This is a genomic window from Novosphingobium sp. (assembly GCF_027531025.1).
GTDB lineage: Bacteria > Pseudomonadota > Alphaproteobacteria > Sphingomonadales > Sphingomonadaceae > Novosphingobium.
Genome location: NZ_JAPZQX010000004.1, coordinates 198,866 through 214,007, shown reverse-complemented (window position 1 = coordinate 214,007; position 15,142 = coordinate 198,866). Strand labels below are relative to the sequence as shown.

Sequence of the window (15,142 nt, the reverse complement as noted above, 5' to 3'; positions counted from 1 at the left end):
CGGCCTCGACTATTGTGGCAGGGCCGCATGGCGCGCGGCGGCTGAATTGGCCTTGAATAGCCGGATCGCCCGCGCCGGAAAAGCGAAACCCCGCCCCCGGCCGAAGCCGGAGACGGGGTTGCTGGTGCGACCCGAGCGGGATCAGTTCAGATCGAAGCGATCGGCTTCCATCACCTTGGTCCAGGCGGCGACGAAATCGCGCACGAACTTCTCGCGGTTGTCGTCCTGGGCATAGACTTCGGCATAGCCGCGCAGGATCGAGTTCGAACCGAACACGAGATCGACGCGGGTGGCGGTCCACTTGACCTTGCCGGTCTTGCGCTCGACCAGTTCGTACAGGTTCGGACCCTTGGGCAGCCACTTGTAGCCCATGTCGGTCAGGCCAACGAAGAAGTCGTTCGTCAGCGCGCCCGCACGGTCGGTGAACACGCCGTGGGCGGTGCCGCCGTGGTTGGTGCCAAGCGCGCGCATGCCGCCGATCAGCACGGTCATTTCCGGTGCCGACAGGCCCATCAGCTGGGCCCGATCAAGCAGCATTTCTTCCGGCTGGACGGCATAGTCGGCCTTGACCCAGTTGCGGAAGCCATCGGCCAGCGGCTCGAGCACGGCGAAGGATTCCACATCGGTCTGCTCGGCCGTGGCATCGCCGCGACCCGCGGTGAAGGGCACCGGCACGTCGAAACCGGCGGCCTTGATCGCCTGCTCCAGGCCGACATTGCCCGCGAGGACAATCGTGTCGGCCACGCTGGCACCGGCGGCAGCCGCGAGCGGCTCGAGCACGGCGAGGACGCGGGCCAGGCGATCGGGCTCGTTACCGGCCCAGTCCTTCTGCGGGGCGAGGCGGATACGGGCACCGTTGGCCCCGCCGCGCTTGTCCGACCCGCGGAAGGTGCGGGCGCTGTCCCAGGCGGTGGCGATCAGATCGGCCGAGGACAGGCCGCTGGCGGCGATCTTCGCCTTCAGCGCTGCCACGTCATAACCGGTCGAACCGGCTGGGATCGGATCCTGCCAGATCAGGTCTTCCGACGGCACCCAGGGGCCGAGGTAATTGGCCTTGGGGCCCATGTCGCGGTGAGTCAGCTTGAACCAGGCGCGGGCGAAGACATCGCAGAAATAGGCGTGATCGTCGCGGAACCGCTCGGAAATCTTGCGGTATTCCGGATCGACCTTCAGCGCCATGTCGGCATCGGTCATCACCGGCATGGTGCGGATCGAGGGATCCTCGACGTCCACCGGCATGTCGGCTTCGGCGATGTTCACCGGGCGATACTGGTTCGCGCCGGCCGGGCTCTTGGTCAGTTCCCAGTCATACTTGAACAGCAGGTCGAAATAGCCGTTGTCGAACACGGTCGGGTTGCTGGTCCAGGCGCCTTCGACGCCGCTGGTCACGGTGTTGCGACCCACGCCGCGGCCGGTCTTGTTGAGCCAGCCGAAGCCCTGGTCCTCGATCTCGCCGCCTTCGGGCGCCGGGCCGAGCAGACCGGCATCGCCGTTGCCGTGGGCCTTGCCGACGGTGTGGCCACCGGCGGTGAGCGCAACGGTTTCCTCGTCGTCCATGGCCATGCGGCTGAAGGTGATGCGCATGTCGCGGGCGGTCTTGAGCGGGTCGGGCTGGCCGTCAACGCCTTCCGGGTTGACGTAGATCAGGCCCATCATCACCGCGGCGAGCGGGTTTTCCAGCTCGCGATCGCCCGACCAGCGGGTGCCTTCGCTACCGGTGGGGGCAGTCCATTCCTTTTCCGAGCCCCAGTAGGTGTCCTTTTCCGGGTGCCAGATGTCTTCGCGGCCAAAGCCGAAGCCGAAGGTCTTGAAGCCCATCGATTCATAGGCGACGTTGCCGGCCAGGATCATCAGGTCGGCCCAGGACAGGGCGTTGCCGTACTTCTTCTTGATCGGCCATAGCAGGCGGCGGGCCTTGTCGAGGTTGCCGTTATCGGGCCACGAGTTCAGCGGCGAGAAGCGCAGGTTGCCGGCCCCGGCCCCGCCACGGCCATCGGCGATGCGATAGGAGCCAGCCGAGTGCCAGGCCATGCGGATCATGAGGCCGCCGTAGTGGCCCCAGTCCGCCGGCCACCAGTCCTGGCTGTCGGTCATCAGCGCGGTCAGGTCAGCCTTCAGGGCGTCATAGTCCAGGCCCTTGACGGCTTCGCGATAGTTGACGTCCTTGAGCGGATTGGTCTTGGCATCGTGCTGGTGCAGGATGTCGAGGTTCAGCGTGTTGGGCCACCAGGCGGTGGGGCTGTCTTCGCTGCGGGTATTGGCACCGTGCGCAAACGGGCACGAGGTAGGGGCGTTCATGGCCTGCACTCCTGTTGAGAAACTCCGATGCGAGCACCCTAGGCCTGTTTTGTTACATCAAAAAGCCGATTGATCTCGTTTCTCTGATCGTCTGAGCCGATTTGGCGCACAGACAGGCAGTCTTGCCGCCGCTTGCCGTGCGGGCGCGCTCCGCCTAAAGGCCGCGAACCTTACGAAACCGGGGGATTTTCCGTGTACGACAAGACCCATGCCCTGATGGCCCGTGGCCGCGCTTTCCTGGGAACCGAGCATGCGATCCTGTGCGGCGCGATGAGCTGGGTGTCCGAACGCAACCTGGTGGCCGCGATCAGCAATGCCGGGGGCTTCGGCGTGATCGCCTGCGGGGCGATGACCCCCGAACTGCTCGATACCGAAATCGCCGCGACGAAGGCGCTGACCGCCAAGCCGTTTGGCGTGAACCTGATCACCATGCACCCCCAGCTGTTCGACCTGATCGCCGTCTGCGCCAAGCACAAGGTCGGCCACGTGGTGCTGGCCGGCGGCATTCCGCCCAAGGGCTCGGTCGAGGCGATCAAGGAATTCGGCGCCAAGGTGCTGGTCTTCGCCCCCACCCTGGCGCTGGCCAAGAAGCTGCTGCGCTCGGGCGCGGACGCGCTGGTGATCGAGGGCAGCGAGGCCGGTGGCCACATCGGCCCGGTGGCGACTTCGGTGCTGGCGCAGGAATTCCTGCCCGCCCTGGCCGAGGACCACGTGGTCTTCGTGGCCGGCGGGATCGGTCGGGGCGACATGATCGCCGCCTATCTGGAAATGGGCGCCTCGGGCGTGCAGCTGGGCACCCGCTTTGCCTGCGCGACCGAGTCCATCGCCCACCCGGCGTTCAAGGCGGCCTTCTTCCGCGCCAATGCCCGCGATGCGGTCGCCTCGGTTCAGATCGACCCACGCCTGCCGGTGATCCCGGTCCGCGCGCTGAAGAACAAGGGCACCGAGGAATTCACCGCCAAGCAGGTCGAAGTTGCCCGGATGCTGGACGAGGGCAAGGTCGACATGGCCCAGGCCCAGCTCGAGATCGAGCATTTCTGGGCGGGCGCGCTGCGCCGCGCGGTGATCGACGGCGATGTGGAGAATGGCTCGCTGATGGCCGGGCAGTCGGTCGGCATGGTGACGCAGGAAGAGCCGGTGGCCGAGATCATGACCCAGCTGATGAGCGAGTGCGAGGCCGCGCTGACGCGCTGACCGCCCTTCCCGCAAAACCCGGACAAAAAAGGGGCCGGAGCAGTGATGCTCCGGCCCATTCAGTTTGCGTTCGCAGGAGGAACGCTGGGAGGCGGGACCGAGGGGGAGGAGAGGAGGAGGAACCCCGGCCCCGCCAAGCTTGAGGAAAGCGTTACATGTTGTAGGCGCGCTCTCCGTGTTCGTTGATGTCGAGGCCTTCGCGCTCGGCATCGGCCGAGGGGCGCAGCCCGATGGTGTACTTCAGGCCCAGGAACAGCACGGCCGAGACCACGCTGGTCCACAGCACCGTGGTGCCCACGGCCCAGATCTGGGTCATCACCTGGCCATAGAGGTCGAACTCGCCAGCCTTGGCCACCGGTCCGGTGTAGTCGATCCAGCCCTGGCCACCCCAGGCCGGGTTGGCGACGAAGCCGGTGCCGATCGCGCCGACGATCCCGCCAACCGCGTGGATGCCGAACACGTCCAGGCTGTCATCGTACTTGAGCTTGTTCTTCACCGTGGTGACGAAGAAGAAGCAGACCACGGTGGCAACCGCGCCCAGGATGATCGCGGTACCCGGGTGGGCAAAGCCCGCCGCCGGAGTGATCGCGACCAGGCCGGTCACCACGCCCGAGGCCACACCCAGCAGCGAGGGCTTCTTGTGGACGATCTGTTCGATCACTGCCCAGGTCACGCCCGCCGCAGCCGTGGCGACGAAGGTGTTGATGAAGGCCAGCGCGCCGAAGGCATTGGCTTCAAGACCCGAACCGGCGTTGAATCCGAACCAGCCGATCCACAGCAGCGAGGCACCGATCATGGTCATCACCAGGCTGTGCGGGGGCATGGGCTCCGACTTGAAGCCGATGCGCGGACCGATCACGAGGCAGCCGATCAGGCCAGCGATACCCGCGTTGATGTGCACCACGGTGCCACCGGCGAAGTCGAGCGCACCCCAGCCCCACAGCAGGCCGCTGTCATCCGGCGCGGCGTGGAGGAAGTCCGGGCCAGCCCAGTACCACACCATGTGCGCGATCGGGAAATAGGCGAAGGTCAGCCACAGCACCGTGAAGATGATCAGCGGGGTGAACTTCACGCGTTCGGCAAAGGCCCCCACGATCAGCGCCGGCGTGATGCAGGCGAAGGTCATCTGAAAGATGATGAAGACGTATTCCGGCAGGTAGACGCCGTTGGAGAAGGTCGCCGCCAGGCTGGTCGGATCGACCCCCGCCAGGAACGCCTTGTCGAGGCCGCCGATGATCTTGGGGAAGGGCGAACCGGCCGAGGTAAAGGCCAGCGAATAGCCCCAGGCGAACCAGACCAGCGCCGCAACGCAGACAATGGTCAGCACCTGCATCAGCACGCTGAGCATGTTCTTGGCGCGCACCAGGCCGCCATAGAACAGCGCGAGCGCGGGAATGGACATCATCAGCACGAGCGCGGATGCCACCAGCATCCAGGCCACGTCACCCTTGTTGACCATTTCAGCGGTCGGCACGAACGCGGCGGTGGTCGCCGCTTCGGTAGCGGCGGCAGCAGCGCCAGTGGCCGCCTCGGTGGCGGCCGCAGTGGCGTCCTGCGCGAAAGCGGCGGTGGCGGCGAAGAGGCTGGCCCCCGCTGCGCCAAGGCCGCAGACAAATTTGCGGATCATCGGATAAGTCCTCCTGTCAGGGCCGGCATCAGAGCGCCGTGTCCCCGGTTTCACCGGTGCGGATGCGGGTGGCGGAAGCCAGGTCGAGCACGAAGATCTTGCCGTCCCCGATCGAGGATGTGCTGGCGACCTGCTGGATCGTTTCCACCACCTGCCCCGCAAGGTCGTCGCTCACCGCGACTTCGACCTTCACCTTGGGCAGCATGTTGGTGGAATATTCGGCCCCGCGATAAATCTCGGTCTGGCCCTTCTGGCGCCCGAAGCCCTTGACCTCGGTCACGGTCATACCCGCAACGCCAATGGCGCCGAGCGCTTCGCGCACCTCGTCAAGCTTGAAGGGCTTGATGATGGCGATGATGAATTTCATGCCCGTCCCCTGATTGCACGCCGGGCCCATCCCGGCTTCACATCCGCAGCAAGGGCCGTGCCAGTTTGGAATTATCGTCAGGATTCAGTGCAATTGGCGTAACGGCGTTACGTGGCGGGCCAGAACAGCGCCCGATTCATGCGCAGCTGCCTATTTTTTAGGCAGTATCGCCCGCCCCCACACCGGCAGATGGTCCGAAGCCCGCGCGGCCAGCGCCGAGTGGTGGACGCCGTGGTCTTCCACCTGCCAGCGCTGGCACAGCACCAGCCGGTCAAGCCGGGCGACCGGGCGGCGCGCGGGGAAGCTGGGGCCAGGGGTCAGCAATTGCCAGGGCGCGCGGAATTCGCCAAGCGCGCCGCGGTGCAGGCTCCATTCGTTGCAATCGCCCATCAGCACGGTCGGATGGTCGCCATCGCAGCGGGTCAGGTGATCGAGGATCGTGCGGACCTGCTGGCGGCGGCGCAGCCCGGACAGGTCAAGGTGCATGCCGACCACGCGCAGGCGCTGGCCTTCGATCAGCAGGTCGGCCCGCACCGCGCCGCGCGGCTCCAGCGTGGGCAGCGGCACCACCCTTGCCTCGATCACCGCGATCCCCTTGCGCACCAGCAGGGCATTGCCGTGCCAGCCAAGCGATTCCGGCCGGTGGTTGAGCGGCACCGGCACCCAAGGGGTATAATCCTCGATCGTTTCGCGCGGCAGCACGCTTTCGCGCCACCCGATCCGCCGGTCGGCCTCTTGCAGGGCGATCACATCGGCATCGATTTCGCGCAGCACCGCCAGGATCCGGTCCGGATCGCGCCGCCGGTCGGTGCCGACGGCCTTGTGGATGTTGTAGCTGGCGAAGGTCAGTTGCACCGCAGGCGCTATTCCCCGGCGATGTAGCGATCGGTCGCGCGGGTCGGCAGACCGTCGATCGAGCGGGTGCGGCCTGCCACCTTAGCTTCCCATGTCGCCGGATCGCTCTGGGCGTGATACTTGACCAGCGTCTCACGCTCCTTGTCGAGGGTCATCACCGGGACGCCCCAGCCGCACGAGGTCTGGACGCTCTCCACCGCGATATCGAAGATCTGGCGTGTGCCGGGCAGCAGGGTGAAGTGCCCAGCCAGCTCGGCCCACTCGGCATCCTGCGGCAGGACCGGCTTGCCCCGGCCATAGAGCCGCAGGATCAGCGCGGGCTGCTCAAAATTGCACATCATGATCGTGATGCGGCCATCTGCGGCAAGGTGCGCGTGCGTTTCGTTTCCCGAACCGGCAAGGTCGAGATAGGCGACTCGGTTCGGCCCCAGCACCCTGAAGGTATCGGCGAGGCCCTTGGGGCTGAGGTTGATCCGCGTATCGGCAGCGGCGGTGGCCACGAAGTAGACCGCCTGCCTGGCGATCATCGCTGCGTGATCGGCGGTGATGCAATCGGAAAAGTCAGCCATGGAACGAGGCTAGGCGGGCGGGGAGTTCGGGGCAAGCGCTGAAGGGGGTTCGCGCAGAGGCGCAGAGGAAGAAAGGGAGGCGCAGAGAGGGCGCGTCTGACCGCAGGTCCATTCCCGTCACCAAAGCGCGCCGCACGCCGCAACGCGGGTTCGGCAGGGCGGGTTCGGCAGGGCGGCTTCGCCGCAAGCAGGACGCCTCCGCGCCTCGTCTTCTTTCTCCGCGCCTCTGCGCGAACCCTTATCTTTCCTTCGTCGCTGAGAAGACCAGCTCCGGGTTCTTTTCCTGCTGGTAACTCACGTCCCAGGCGCTGCGGGCCATGAACACCGGATCGCCATCGCGGTCCTTGGCAAGGTTCGACTTGTTGAAATCGGCAAAGGCTTTCAGCGCGGCATCGCTGCCCTTCAGCCAGCGCGCCGTATCGAAGGGCGAGGCTTCGAGCATGGCTTCAACCTTGTATTCCGCCTCCAGTCGGGAAATCAGCACGTCGAGCTGGAGCTGGCCGACCACGCCGACGATCCACTGGCTGCCGATTTCGGGATAGAACACCTGGATCACGCCCTCTTCGGACAGGTCATCCAGCGCCTTCCTGAGCTGCTTGGTCTTGGTCGGGTCCTTGAGCGCGACGCGGCGCAGGATTTCCGGGGCGAAGTTGGGCAGGCCGGTGAAGCGGACCTTGTTGGTCTCGGACAGGGTATCACCCACCCGCAGCGTGCCGTGGTTGGGGATGCCGATGATGTCGCCCGGTTCGGCGGTGTCGGCAATCTCGCGGTCCTGGGCGAAGAACAGGATCGGCGAATGGATCGCGATCGGCTTGCCCAGCGCCGAAGGCGTCAGCTTCATGCCGCGCTTGAAGGTGCCGGAGACCAGCCGCATGAAGGCGATCCGGTCGCGGTGCATCGGGTCCATGTTGGCCTGGACCTTGAAGATGAAGCCGGTCACTTCCTTGCCGTCCGGGTTGATCGTGCCCTGCTCACTCGGCTGCGGGCGCGGCGGCGGGGCATAGCGGGCAATCGCGTCGATCAGCTCGGCCACGCCGAAGTTCTTGAGCGCCGATCCGAAGTAGACCGGGGTCAGATCGCCATGGCGATAGGCTTCCAGATCGAACGAAGGGTAACCGGCCTGGGCCAGCTCGATTTCCTCGGCAATGTCGGCGGGCACGTTGTCCGCCGTGGCCGGCTCGCGCTTGCCCAAGAATTCGCGGCTGTCGCCTTCCGGGCGGCTGATCTGGTTAGTGGCGAAATCGAGCACGCCCTTGAACTCGCCGCCCATGCCGATCGGCCAGGACATCGGGCAAACATCGAGCGCCAGGGCATCGGCCACCTCGTCCAGCGTTTCGAACACGGCGCGCCCCTCGCGGTCGACCTTGTTGACGAAGGTGATGATCGGCACCGAGCGCAGGCGGCAGACCTCGAACAGCTTGCGGGTCTGCGGCTCGATGCCCTTGGCGGCGTCGATCACCATGATCGCGGAATCGACCGCCGTCAGCGTGCGATAGGTGTCTTCGGAGAAGTCCTCGTGGCCCGGCGTGTCGAGCAGGTTGAAGGTGACCCCGTCACGCTCGAAGGTCATCACCGAGCTGGTGACCGAGATGCCGCGCTGCTGCTCGATCTTCATCCAGTCCGACCGCGCCCGCCGCGCCGCGCCGCGCGCCTTGACCTCGCCCGCCAGGTGGATCGCCCCGCCTTGCAGCAGCAGCTTCTCGGTCAGCGTGGTCTTGCCCGCGTCGGGGTGCGAGATGATGGCAAAGGTACGCCTGTTAGAACTATGGGGATTGGACATGGTGCGCGGCGCATAGCCGTGCCTTGGCGCGAGGTCTATCCCAACCCGCCCTGCAGCAGGGCATTGGCCTGCGACGCCACCGCGCCCAAGTCCGCCGCGCCATCCATCACGCCAAAGCGCAGGCCAAGGAACACGTTCATGCCCATGATCGCCCAGGCGTGGACCTCGGTCGGTTCGACGCCCAGTTCGCCCTTGGCGCGGGCAGCCTGAAGTCGTTCGAGGATACGGGCGGCGGTGTTCAGGTAATGGGCGCGCCAGTCTTCGGGGGCAACGAATTCGGCCTCGTCGATGATCCGGTAGATTTCCTTGTGCTCGCGGGCGAAGCGCAGGAAGGCCTCGAGCGCGACCCCTTCCGCCGCGATCGCCCCGCCGCGATGTTCGCGCAGCACTGGCGCGACGTGATCGCGCACCCGGCCGCTCATGTCGGCCACCAGCGCCTTGAACAGCGCCTCCTTGCTTTCGAAATAGGTATAGAAGCTGCCCAGGGCCACGCCGGCGCGCTGGGTGATCGAGACGATCGAGCTTTCGTGAAAGCCCTTGTCACCGAATTCCGCCGCGGCGGCATCGAGGATCGCGCGCTGCGTGCGGCGCCCGCGCTCGGTGCGCGGCTCGCGCGGCGAGACGGCCGCTGCCTCCATTCCCCGATTCCCCTTCCTGGTGGCCTTCCCCGCCACCGTACTCATCGTCACTGTGGCACTTGCGCCACGATTCCCCACCATTCGCGCGTCCTTTCGCTCGGCGCAAGCATAGACAAGTTGAAAGCTGGTTCAACTTTTATATAAGGCGGAATCGGAGCCGGTCGAGAAATCGCGCCGGCGTGAGGATTTTCTGGGAGGAGCCCACCGATGCGTACCACTGCCTTGCTTTGCCGAGCTTCGCTGATCGCCAGCGCCATGGCCGGCCTGACCGCCGTTCCCGCCTATGCCCAGGACGGGGCAAGCGAGGCCGATGGCGGCGAAATCATCGTCACCGCCCGCCGCCGCGAGGAAGCGCTGACCGACGTGCCGATCGCCATCACCGCGCTCTCGGCCGACCAACTGGAGCGGACCGGCGCGATCGACATCACCGCCGTGGCCGAACAGGCCCCCAACGTGACGCTGGAAGCCAGCCGCGCGACCAATTCCACCCTCACCGCCTTTATCCGCGGCGTGGGCCAGCAGGACCCGGTTTCGGGCTTCGAACAGGGCGTCGGCATCTACCTTGACGATGTCTACCTCAACCGTCCGCAAGCTGCCGTGGTCGATATCTATGACGTCGAGCGGATCGAAGTGCTGCGCGGGCCGCAGGGCACGCTTTATGGCCGCAACACCGTGGGCGGCGCGGTCAAGTACGTCACCCGCAAGATCGGGATGGACCCGCGCCTGTCGCTGCGCGGCACCTATGGCACCCACAACATGGCCGATGGCGTGATCACCGCCAGCACCCCGGTGGGCGATGGCACGCTGCGGCTGGGCGGCTCGCTCGCCCGCCTGTCGCGCGGCGGCTTCGGCACCAACCTGACCACCGGGCGCGAAAACTACAACAAGGACATCTGGGCCGGTCGCGGCACCATCGAAGTCCATTCGGGCGGGTTCTTCGCCCGCATCGCCGCCGACTATACCCATGACCGCTCGAACGAGCGCGGCGGCCACCGCCTGATCCCCGCCCAGCTCAGCGTCGCCCCGGTGCTGGGTAACGTTTACGATACCCGCGGCGGGCTGGTTTCGCCCAAGCAGGACGTGAAGGCCTGGGGCCTGTCGCTGTTCATGGAAGGCGAGCTGAACGACACGCTGACCGTCCGCTCGATCACGTCCTATCGCAAGGACGATTCGGCCACGCCAATCGACTTCGACGCGCTGCCCACGGCCGACGTCGACGTGCCTGGCTTCTATAACAACACCCAGACCAGCCAGGAACTGCAGCTGCTGATCAATTCGGGCCGGTTCAGCGGCCTGATCGGGGCCTATTACCTCAACGCCACGGCCCTGACCCAGTTCGACGTGCGGCTGTTCACCTCGCTGGCCGGCCTGACCGCCTTCACCAGCGCGGATGTTGGCACCGATACCCTCGCCGCATTTGCCGACTTTACCTATGACCTGACCGACCAGCTGAGCCTTTCGGTTGGCGGCCGCTATACCTGGGACGAGCGCACGGCCCGGATTCTGCGCCAGAACTATCTGGGCGGCGGCTCGCCGGTGTTTGGCGGTGCGGGGGTTGCCCTGGGCGCACCGGCCACCAACTTCCGCGGCAAGAGCACCTTCAAGAAGTTTACCCCGCGCGCCTCGCTCAGCTTCAAGCCGAGCGACGGGCACAACCTCTATGTGTCCTATTCGCAGGGCTTCAAGGGCGGCGGGTTCGATCCGCGCGGCGCGGGCGTCAACGCGCCTGACCTCAACAGCAACGGCATTCGCGAAGACGCCGAAGTGGCCGCTTTCCTCAGCTTCCGCCCCGAAAAGGTCGACAGCTACGAAGTGGGCTACAAGGCCGCCCTGCTCGATCGCAAGCTCAACGTGGCCCTGGCCGCGTTCCGCATGGACTATACCGACGTGCAGATCCCGGGCTCGGTCGCCTGTATCGTGTCGGGCCTGCCCAGCTTCTGCGGCGTCGTGTCCAACGCGGGCAAGGCGCGGATGCAGGGCGTGGAATTCGAAGCCCGCGCCAACCTGGGCGCGCTGACCCTGTCGGGCTCGCTGGGTTACATCGATGCCAAGTTCAAGCGCTATGTCAGCAACATCGGCGGCGTGCCGACCGATGTGGCGGCTTTCCGCAAGGTGCAGAACACCCCGGCCTGGACCGGCAATGCCCAGGCCAGCTACCGGGCCGATCTGGGTGACGGCGCGCTGACCTTTACCGGCGGCGTCTCGTTCAAGAGCAAGACCTACCAGTTCGAAATCCCGAACCCCTACCTCGATCAGCCAGCCTACCAGCTGGTCGATGCCTCGATCGTCTATGCCGCGCCCGACAAGCGCTGGACCCTGGGCGTCTATGGCAAGAACCTGTTCGACGTGAAGTACAAGACCTCGGGCTATACCTTCATGGCCGCCAACGCGACCACGGGCGTGCTGACCACCACCGCCGATGGCGCGCTGATCCCATCGCTGGGCCGCGAAGGGACGCTGACCGCGTTCTATGGCAACCCGCGCCAGGTCTTCGTGACGGCGACGGTCAACTTCTGATCGTTGCCGGAACCTAACGGTTCCTCCCGCCGCCCTCGCGTCATTGACGCGGGGGCGGTTTCATTTTGCCCGCCGCCCTCGCGCCGCAGCGCGACGGTGTTCTTACCTGGGTCGCCGCAGGATCACGTAAAGCGCGCCGGAGCCGCCGTGGCGCTGGTGCGCGGGGCGAACGGCGGCGATCCGGCCGGCATGCGGCCCGGCGGCCAGCCAGTCGAGCAGCTTGGCCCGGATCGCCCCGCGCCGCTCGCCGCGGTCAGCCGCCGCCACCGGGCGCGGCTTGCCGGAAATCACCAGCACCAGCCGCGCGCCCATCGCCACGGCCTGGGTCAGGCCCAGGTCGAGCCGGGCATGGGCTGCATCGAGCGAATGGCCGTGCAGGTCGAGCGTCAGGTCGGGCGCGATCTGGGCCTTGGCCAGCTTGCGTTCCCACGAGCCGTCTAGGCCATGGCGATCGAGCGGACGCGGTGGACCAGGCGGCGGGGCCGGAGGTAGTGCGGGCGCGGGCACCCGGCCCTTGACGCGCCGAGGCACCGGCTGCGGAACAACGGAATCGTCGCTGACAGCCGCCGCCACAGCCTTGGGCCGAACCGGATGAAGCGGCTGGACCGTCTGCGCCACGCGGGCCCACAGCGCCGCCTCGGCTGGCGAGAGCCCGCGCGGCGGGCGCATCAGCTGCCGCCCAGCCAGGCCAGCGTTCCCTTCGGCAGCAGTAGCAGGGCCTCGCCCCGGGCGCTCATTCCCCCGGCGATCAGCCTGGCATCGTCGCCCGCACCCCAGAAGGTGTCGAAGCGGTTGACGCCCTTGATCGCGCCACCGGTATCCTGGGCGATCCACAGGCCGTTGGCTTCGGCCCGGTCCATGTTGGCGAGCCAGACCGGTGCGCCCAGCGGCACGAAGGCCGGATCGGCCGCGACGCTGCTTTCGCGCCGCACCGGCACGCCCAGCGCGCCGAGCGGGCCATCGCCGGTCAGTTCGCGGAAGAACACGAAGCTCTTGTTCTCGCGCATCAGCGCGGCCCCGGCCTCGGGATTCTCGCGCACGTATTGCATGATCCCCTGCATCGAGCCGGAGTATTGCCCCGGCCCCGTGCCGAGCAGCCCGCGCTGGCGCATCACGCCGCCGATCCCGGTATAGGGATGGCCGTTCTGCCCGGCATAGCCGATCCGGATCACGCTGCCGTCGGGCGCGCGCAGGCGGCCCGAACCCTGGATCTGGAGGAAGAACATCTCGACCGGATCGGCCGCCCAGGCAATCTCCAGCCCCCGGCCGGCCAGCGCTCCGTCATAGATCTGGCTGCGCTCGAAGTACGGTACGAAAGCCCCGCTCGCGTCATAGCGGCCGAGCGGCATCAGGCCACTGGCATTGGGCGGGGCATCGCCCGGCCGCGCGCGCACCAGGTCGGGCGGCAGGGCATAGACCGGCACGTCGAACCCCGGCTGGCGGGTGCGCACGCCAGCAATCTCCGGCTCGTAATAGCCGGTGGCAAAGGCCTTGCCCTCAGCGATCCGGGCGGTTTCGAAATGCTGGTCGAAAAAGCGCAGCGCCTGGCTTGCGGGCCACTTGGTGGCGGCGGTGCAGGCTGGCCCCCAATGATCCGGCCTGGTCAGGCCCGAGGCATCGGTGCGGCTGATCAACTGCGGGCAGCTTTCGCGGAACGAGGCCAGCGCGGCGGCCGCATCGGCCGGGGCAATGCCCAGGCTGTCAACCCGCGGCCCGGCCCAGAAGCCGGCGGCCAGGGCCGTGCTGGCCGCTACGCCAGCCGGGGGCTGGATCGGCACACGCGGTTCGGGAATGATCCGCCCGCAGGCGGCAATGAGGGTCAGCGCGCCAAGCGCAGCGATCCCCCGCCCGATCATGCGATCAGGCCTCGTCGGTTTCGTCGAGCAGCCAGTCCGGCGAGCCGGAGGTGACATTGCGGCTGAAGGTCCAAAGGTCGCGCGCTTCGACCGCATCGTTGAGCGAGCCGGCGATCACCTGGCCTTCGGCATTGCGGGTCACTGCGGCAATATCGGCAGCAAAGCGCACCGTGATACGGGCCACCGGCGCATTGAACGAGGCGGCGACAATCACCGCTTCCTCGATCCGCACCAGCCGGTTGTCGAGCGATTCGCCCGCAGCTTCGCGCGCGGCGATCGCGCCGGCAAAGCCATCGAACACGTCACGATCGCACAGTTCGCCCAGGGTGTCCTTGTCGCCCTTCCAGAAGGCTTCGAGGATCATGCGATAGGCGCCCTTGGCCCCTTCGAGGAAGGCGGTCAGATCAAACCGGCGGTCCGCCGCCGCAATTTCGCGCAAGCCGCGCTCGATCGCCGGGGTAACGCCGGGAACGGGCATGCGCGGCTGTTCCTGCGCGCGATCCGCCACGCCCACGGCAACGCGCGGCGTTTCGGCCGGACGCGGGCCCTGGATCACTTCCTCCTCGTGCTCGGCGCGGCGGCCCAGCACCGAATAGAGCCGCAGGCCCAGGAAGGCCGCGATCATGGCGAGGATGACGATCTCGACGGTATTGTCCACGTGTTCAGTCCCTGCCGCAAGGGGCGCGGCTTTGATATTCCCTATGCCTAAATAGGGTGGCATGACAAATGAACAACGTGCGGATGGCGCCAGTTCGGCAATTTTTTGCGGCAAGTGGGGCAAGCTGGTCACATCGCCGCCAGCGTGCCAAGCTGGGTTTGAAGCGCGAAAACCTTTGCCGCGCCCCATTGGCGATGCTAGGCGCGCGGCCGATTTACTCACTCCATACAGTCGAAAGCACGTAAGAACATGTCCGACGAAGGCAACATCATCACCGACCTCGGCCTGGAAGGCCCCGTTCCCAATGGCGCGGACACCCTGCCCTCGGCCGGGATCATTTCGCAGTACATCAAGGACCTTTCGGTCGAGAATCCGAATGCCCCGGAAAGCTTCCAGTGGACCGATGCGCCGCAGATCGACGTGCAGTTCAACATCGGCGCCCGCCAGCTGAGCGACGAGATCAGCGAGATCGAGCTGAAGATCGCGCTCAAGTCGGTGGCCCAGCAGGGCACCGCCTTCATCGTCGACCTGTCCTATTGCGGTCTGGTTGGCATGCGCAACCTCGATGATGCCTCGAAGCACGCCTTCACTTATGCCGAAGCGCCGCGCATCCTGTTCCCCTTCGCCCGTCACGTGATCGCCGAAGCGGTGCGCGATGCCGGCTTCCCGCCGCTGCTGCTCGAGCCGATCGATTTCAACGGCATCTACCTGCAGCAGCTGGCCGCCCAGCAGGGCGAGGGCGAAGCGGCACCCGCCGGCAACGCCTGATCCATTCCGGCGCGG

At 66.6% G+C, this 15,142-nt stretch carries 13 protein-coding genes; 3 read left to right on the top strand and 10 right to left on the bottom strand.

Annotated features, from left to right (window positions below; all coding sequences use genetic code 11):
- Positions 1-141 precede the first annotated feature (141 nt).
- Positions 142-2,298 (bottom strand): catalase/peroxidase HPI, encoded by a 2,157-nt coding sequence (gene katG / locus O9281_RS07630; RefSeq protein WP_298184285.1) that lies wholly within the window; start codon positions 2,296-2,298, stop codon positions 142-144.
- A gap of 216 nt (positions 2,299-2,514) precedes the next feature.
- On the opposite strand from katG, the gene O9281_RS07625 reads away from it, so the two are divergent.
- A complete protein-coding gene (locus tag O9281_RS07625; RefSeq protein WP_298184646.1) occupies positions 2,515-3,492 on the top strand; it encodes a nitronate monooxygenase in 978 nt (325 codons plus the stop codon).
- Between the two features lie 151 nt (positions 3,493-3,643).
- Here O9281_RS07625 and O9281_RS07620 read toward each other — a convergent pair whose 3' ends face one another.
- From O9281_RS07620 to O9281_RS07595, 6 genes are all read right to left on the bottom strand, one after another.
- Positions 3,644-5,119 (bottom strand): ammonium transporter, encoded by a 1,476-nt coding sequence (locus tag O9281_RS07620; protein ID WP_298184284.1) that lies wholly within the window; start codon positions 5,117-5,119, stop codon positions 3,644-3,646.
- Between the two features lie 28 nt (positions 5,120-5,147).
- Positions 5,148-5,486: a P-II family nitrogen regulator gene (locus O9281_RS07615; RefSeq protein WP_298184283.1), complete on the bottom strand. Its 339-nt coding sequence runs from the start codon at positions 5,484-5,486 to the stop codon at positions 5,148-5,150.
- Between the two features lie 150 nt (positions 5,487-5,636).
- Positions 5,637-6,341 carry an endonuclease/exonuclease/phosphatase family protein gene (locus O9281_RS07610; RefSeq protein ID WP_298184282.1) on the bottom strand — a complete coding sequence of 235 codons (705 nt, stop codon included), beginning with the start codon at positions 6,339-6,341 and terminating at the stop codon, positions 5,637-5,639.
- An 8-nt stretch (positions 6,342-6,349) separates the two neighbouring features.
- Positions 6,350-6,910, bottom strand: coding sequence for a pyridoxamine 5'-phosphate oxidase family protein (locus O9281_RS07605; RefSeq protein ID WP_298184280.1), 561 nt, complete (start codon positions 6,908-6,910; stop codon positions 6,350-6,352).
- A 238-nt stretch (positions 6,911-7,148) separates the two neighbouring features.
- Positions 7,149-8,690, bottom strand: coding sequence for a peptide chain release factor 3 (locus O9281_RS07600; RefSeq protein ID WP_298184278.1), 1,542 nt, complete (start codon positions 8,688-8,690; stop codon positions 7,149-7,151).
- 35 nt (positions 8,691-8,725) lie between these two features.
- Positions 8,726-9,328, bottom strand: coding sequence for a TetR/AcrR family transcriptional regulator (locus tag O9281_RS07595; RefSeq protein WP_298184274.1), 603 nt, complete (start codon positions 9,326-9,328; stop codon positions 8,726-8,728).
- Between the two features lie 207 nt (positions 9,329-9,535).
- Between O9281_RS07595 and O9281_RS07590 the strand changes: the two genes are divergently transcribed.
- On the top strand, positions 9,536-11,845 hold the full coding sequence (locus O9281_RS07590; protein ID WP_298184272.1) for a TonB-dependent receptor: 2,310 nt from the start codon (positions 9,536-9,538) through the stop codon (positions 11,843-11,845).
- 102 nt (positions 11,846-11,947) lie between these two features.
- On the opposite strand, the gene O9281_RS07585 is transcribed toward O9281_RS07590, so the two are convergent.
- Genes O9281_RS07585 through O9281_RS07575 form a run of 3 tightly spaced genes read right to left on the bottom strand, consistent with a single transcriptional unit; the run spans position 11,948 to position 14,359 of the window.
- The gene (locus O9281_RS07585) at positions 11,948-12,514 is read right to left on the bottom strand and encodes a Smr/MutS family protein (protein ID WP_298184270.1); all 567 of its coding nucleotides are present in this window, start codon (positions 12,512-12,514) and stop codon (positions 11,948-11,950) included.
- The gene (locus tag O9281_RS07580) at positions 12,514-13,701 is read right to left on the bottom strand and encodes a murein transglycosylase A (protein ID WP_298184268.1); all 1,188 of its coding nucleotides are present in this window, start codon (positions 13,699-13,701) and stop codon (positions 12,514-12,516) included. The genes O9281_RS07585 and O9281_RS07580 overlap by 1 nt, the downstream gene beginning before the upstream one ends.
- 4 nt (positions 13,702-13,705) lie before the next feature.
- Positions 13,706-14,359: a Tim44/TimA family putative adaptor protein gene (locus tag O9281_RS07575; RefSeq protein WP_298184266.1), complete on the bottom strand. Its 654-nt coding sequence runs from the start codon at positions 14,357-14,359 to the stop codon at positions 13,706-13,708.
- 249 nt (positions 14,360-14,608) lie between these two features.
- Between O9281_RS07575 and secB the strand changes: the two genes are divergently transcribed.
- A complete protein-coding gene (secB, locus tag O9281_RS07570) occupies positions 14,609-15,127 on the top strand; it encodes a protein-export chaperone SecB (RefSeq protein WP_298184264.1) in 519 nt (172 codons plus the stop codon).
- Positions 15,128-15,142 lie beyond the last annotated feature (15 nt).

Coding starts and splice junctions, on each gene's coding strand:
- katG (WP_298184285.1), bottom strand. CDS start 2,298: ATGAACGCCCCTACCTCGTGCCCGTTTGCGCACGGTGCCAATACCCGC.
- O9281_RS07625 (WP_298184646.1), top strand. CDS start 2,515: ATGGCCCGTGGCCGCGCTTTCCTGGGAACCGAGCATGCGATCCTGTGC.
- O9281_RS07620 (WP_298184284.1), bottom strand. CDS start 5,119: ATGATCCGCAAATTTGTCTGCGGCCTTGGCGCAGCGGGGGCCAGCCTC.
- O9281_RS07615 (WP_298184283.1), bottom strand. CDS start 5,486: ATGAAATTCATCATCGCCATCATCAAGCCCTTCAAGCTTGACGAGGTG.
- O9281_RS07605 (WP_298184280.1), bottom strand. CDS start 6,910: ATGGCTGACTTTTCCGATTGCATCACCGCCGATCACGCAGCGATGATC.
- O9281_RS07600 (WP_298184278.1), bottom strand. CDS start 8,690: ATGTCCAATCCCCATAGTTCTAACAGGCGTACCTTTGCCATCATCTCG.
- O9281_RS07595 (WP_298184274.1), bottom strand. CDS start 9,328: ATGGAGGCAGCGGCCGTCTCGCCGCGCGAGCCGCGCACCGAGCGCGGG.
- O9281_RS07590 (WP_298184272.1), top strand. CDS start 9,536: ATGCGTACCACTGCCTTGCTTTGCCGAGCTTCGCTGATCGCCAGCGCC.
- O9281_RS07585 (WP_298184270.1), bottom strand. CDS start 12,514: ATGCGCCCGCCGCGCGGGCTCTCGCCAGCCGAGGCGGCGCTGTGGGCC.
- O9281_RS07580 (WP_298184268.1), bottom strand. CDS start 13,701: ATGATCGGGCGGGGGATCGCTGCGCTTGGCGCGCTGACCCTCATTGCC.
- secB (WP_298184264.1), top strand. CDS start 14,609: ATGTCCGACGAAGGCAACATCATCACCGACCTCGGCCTGGAAGGCCCC.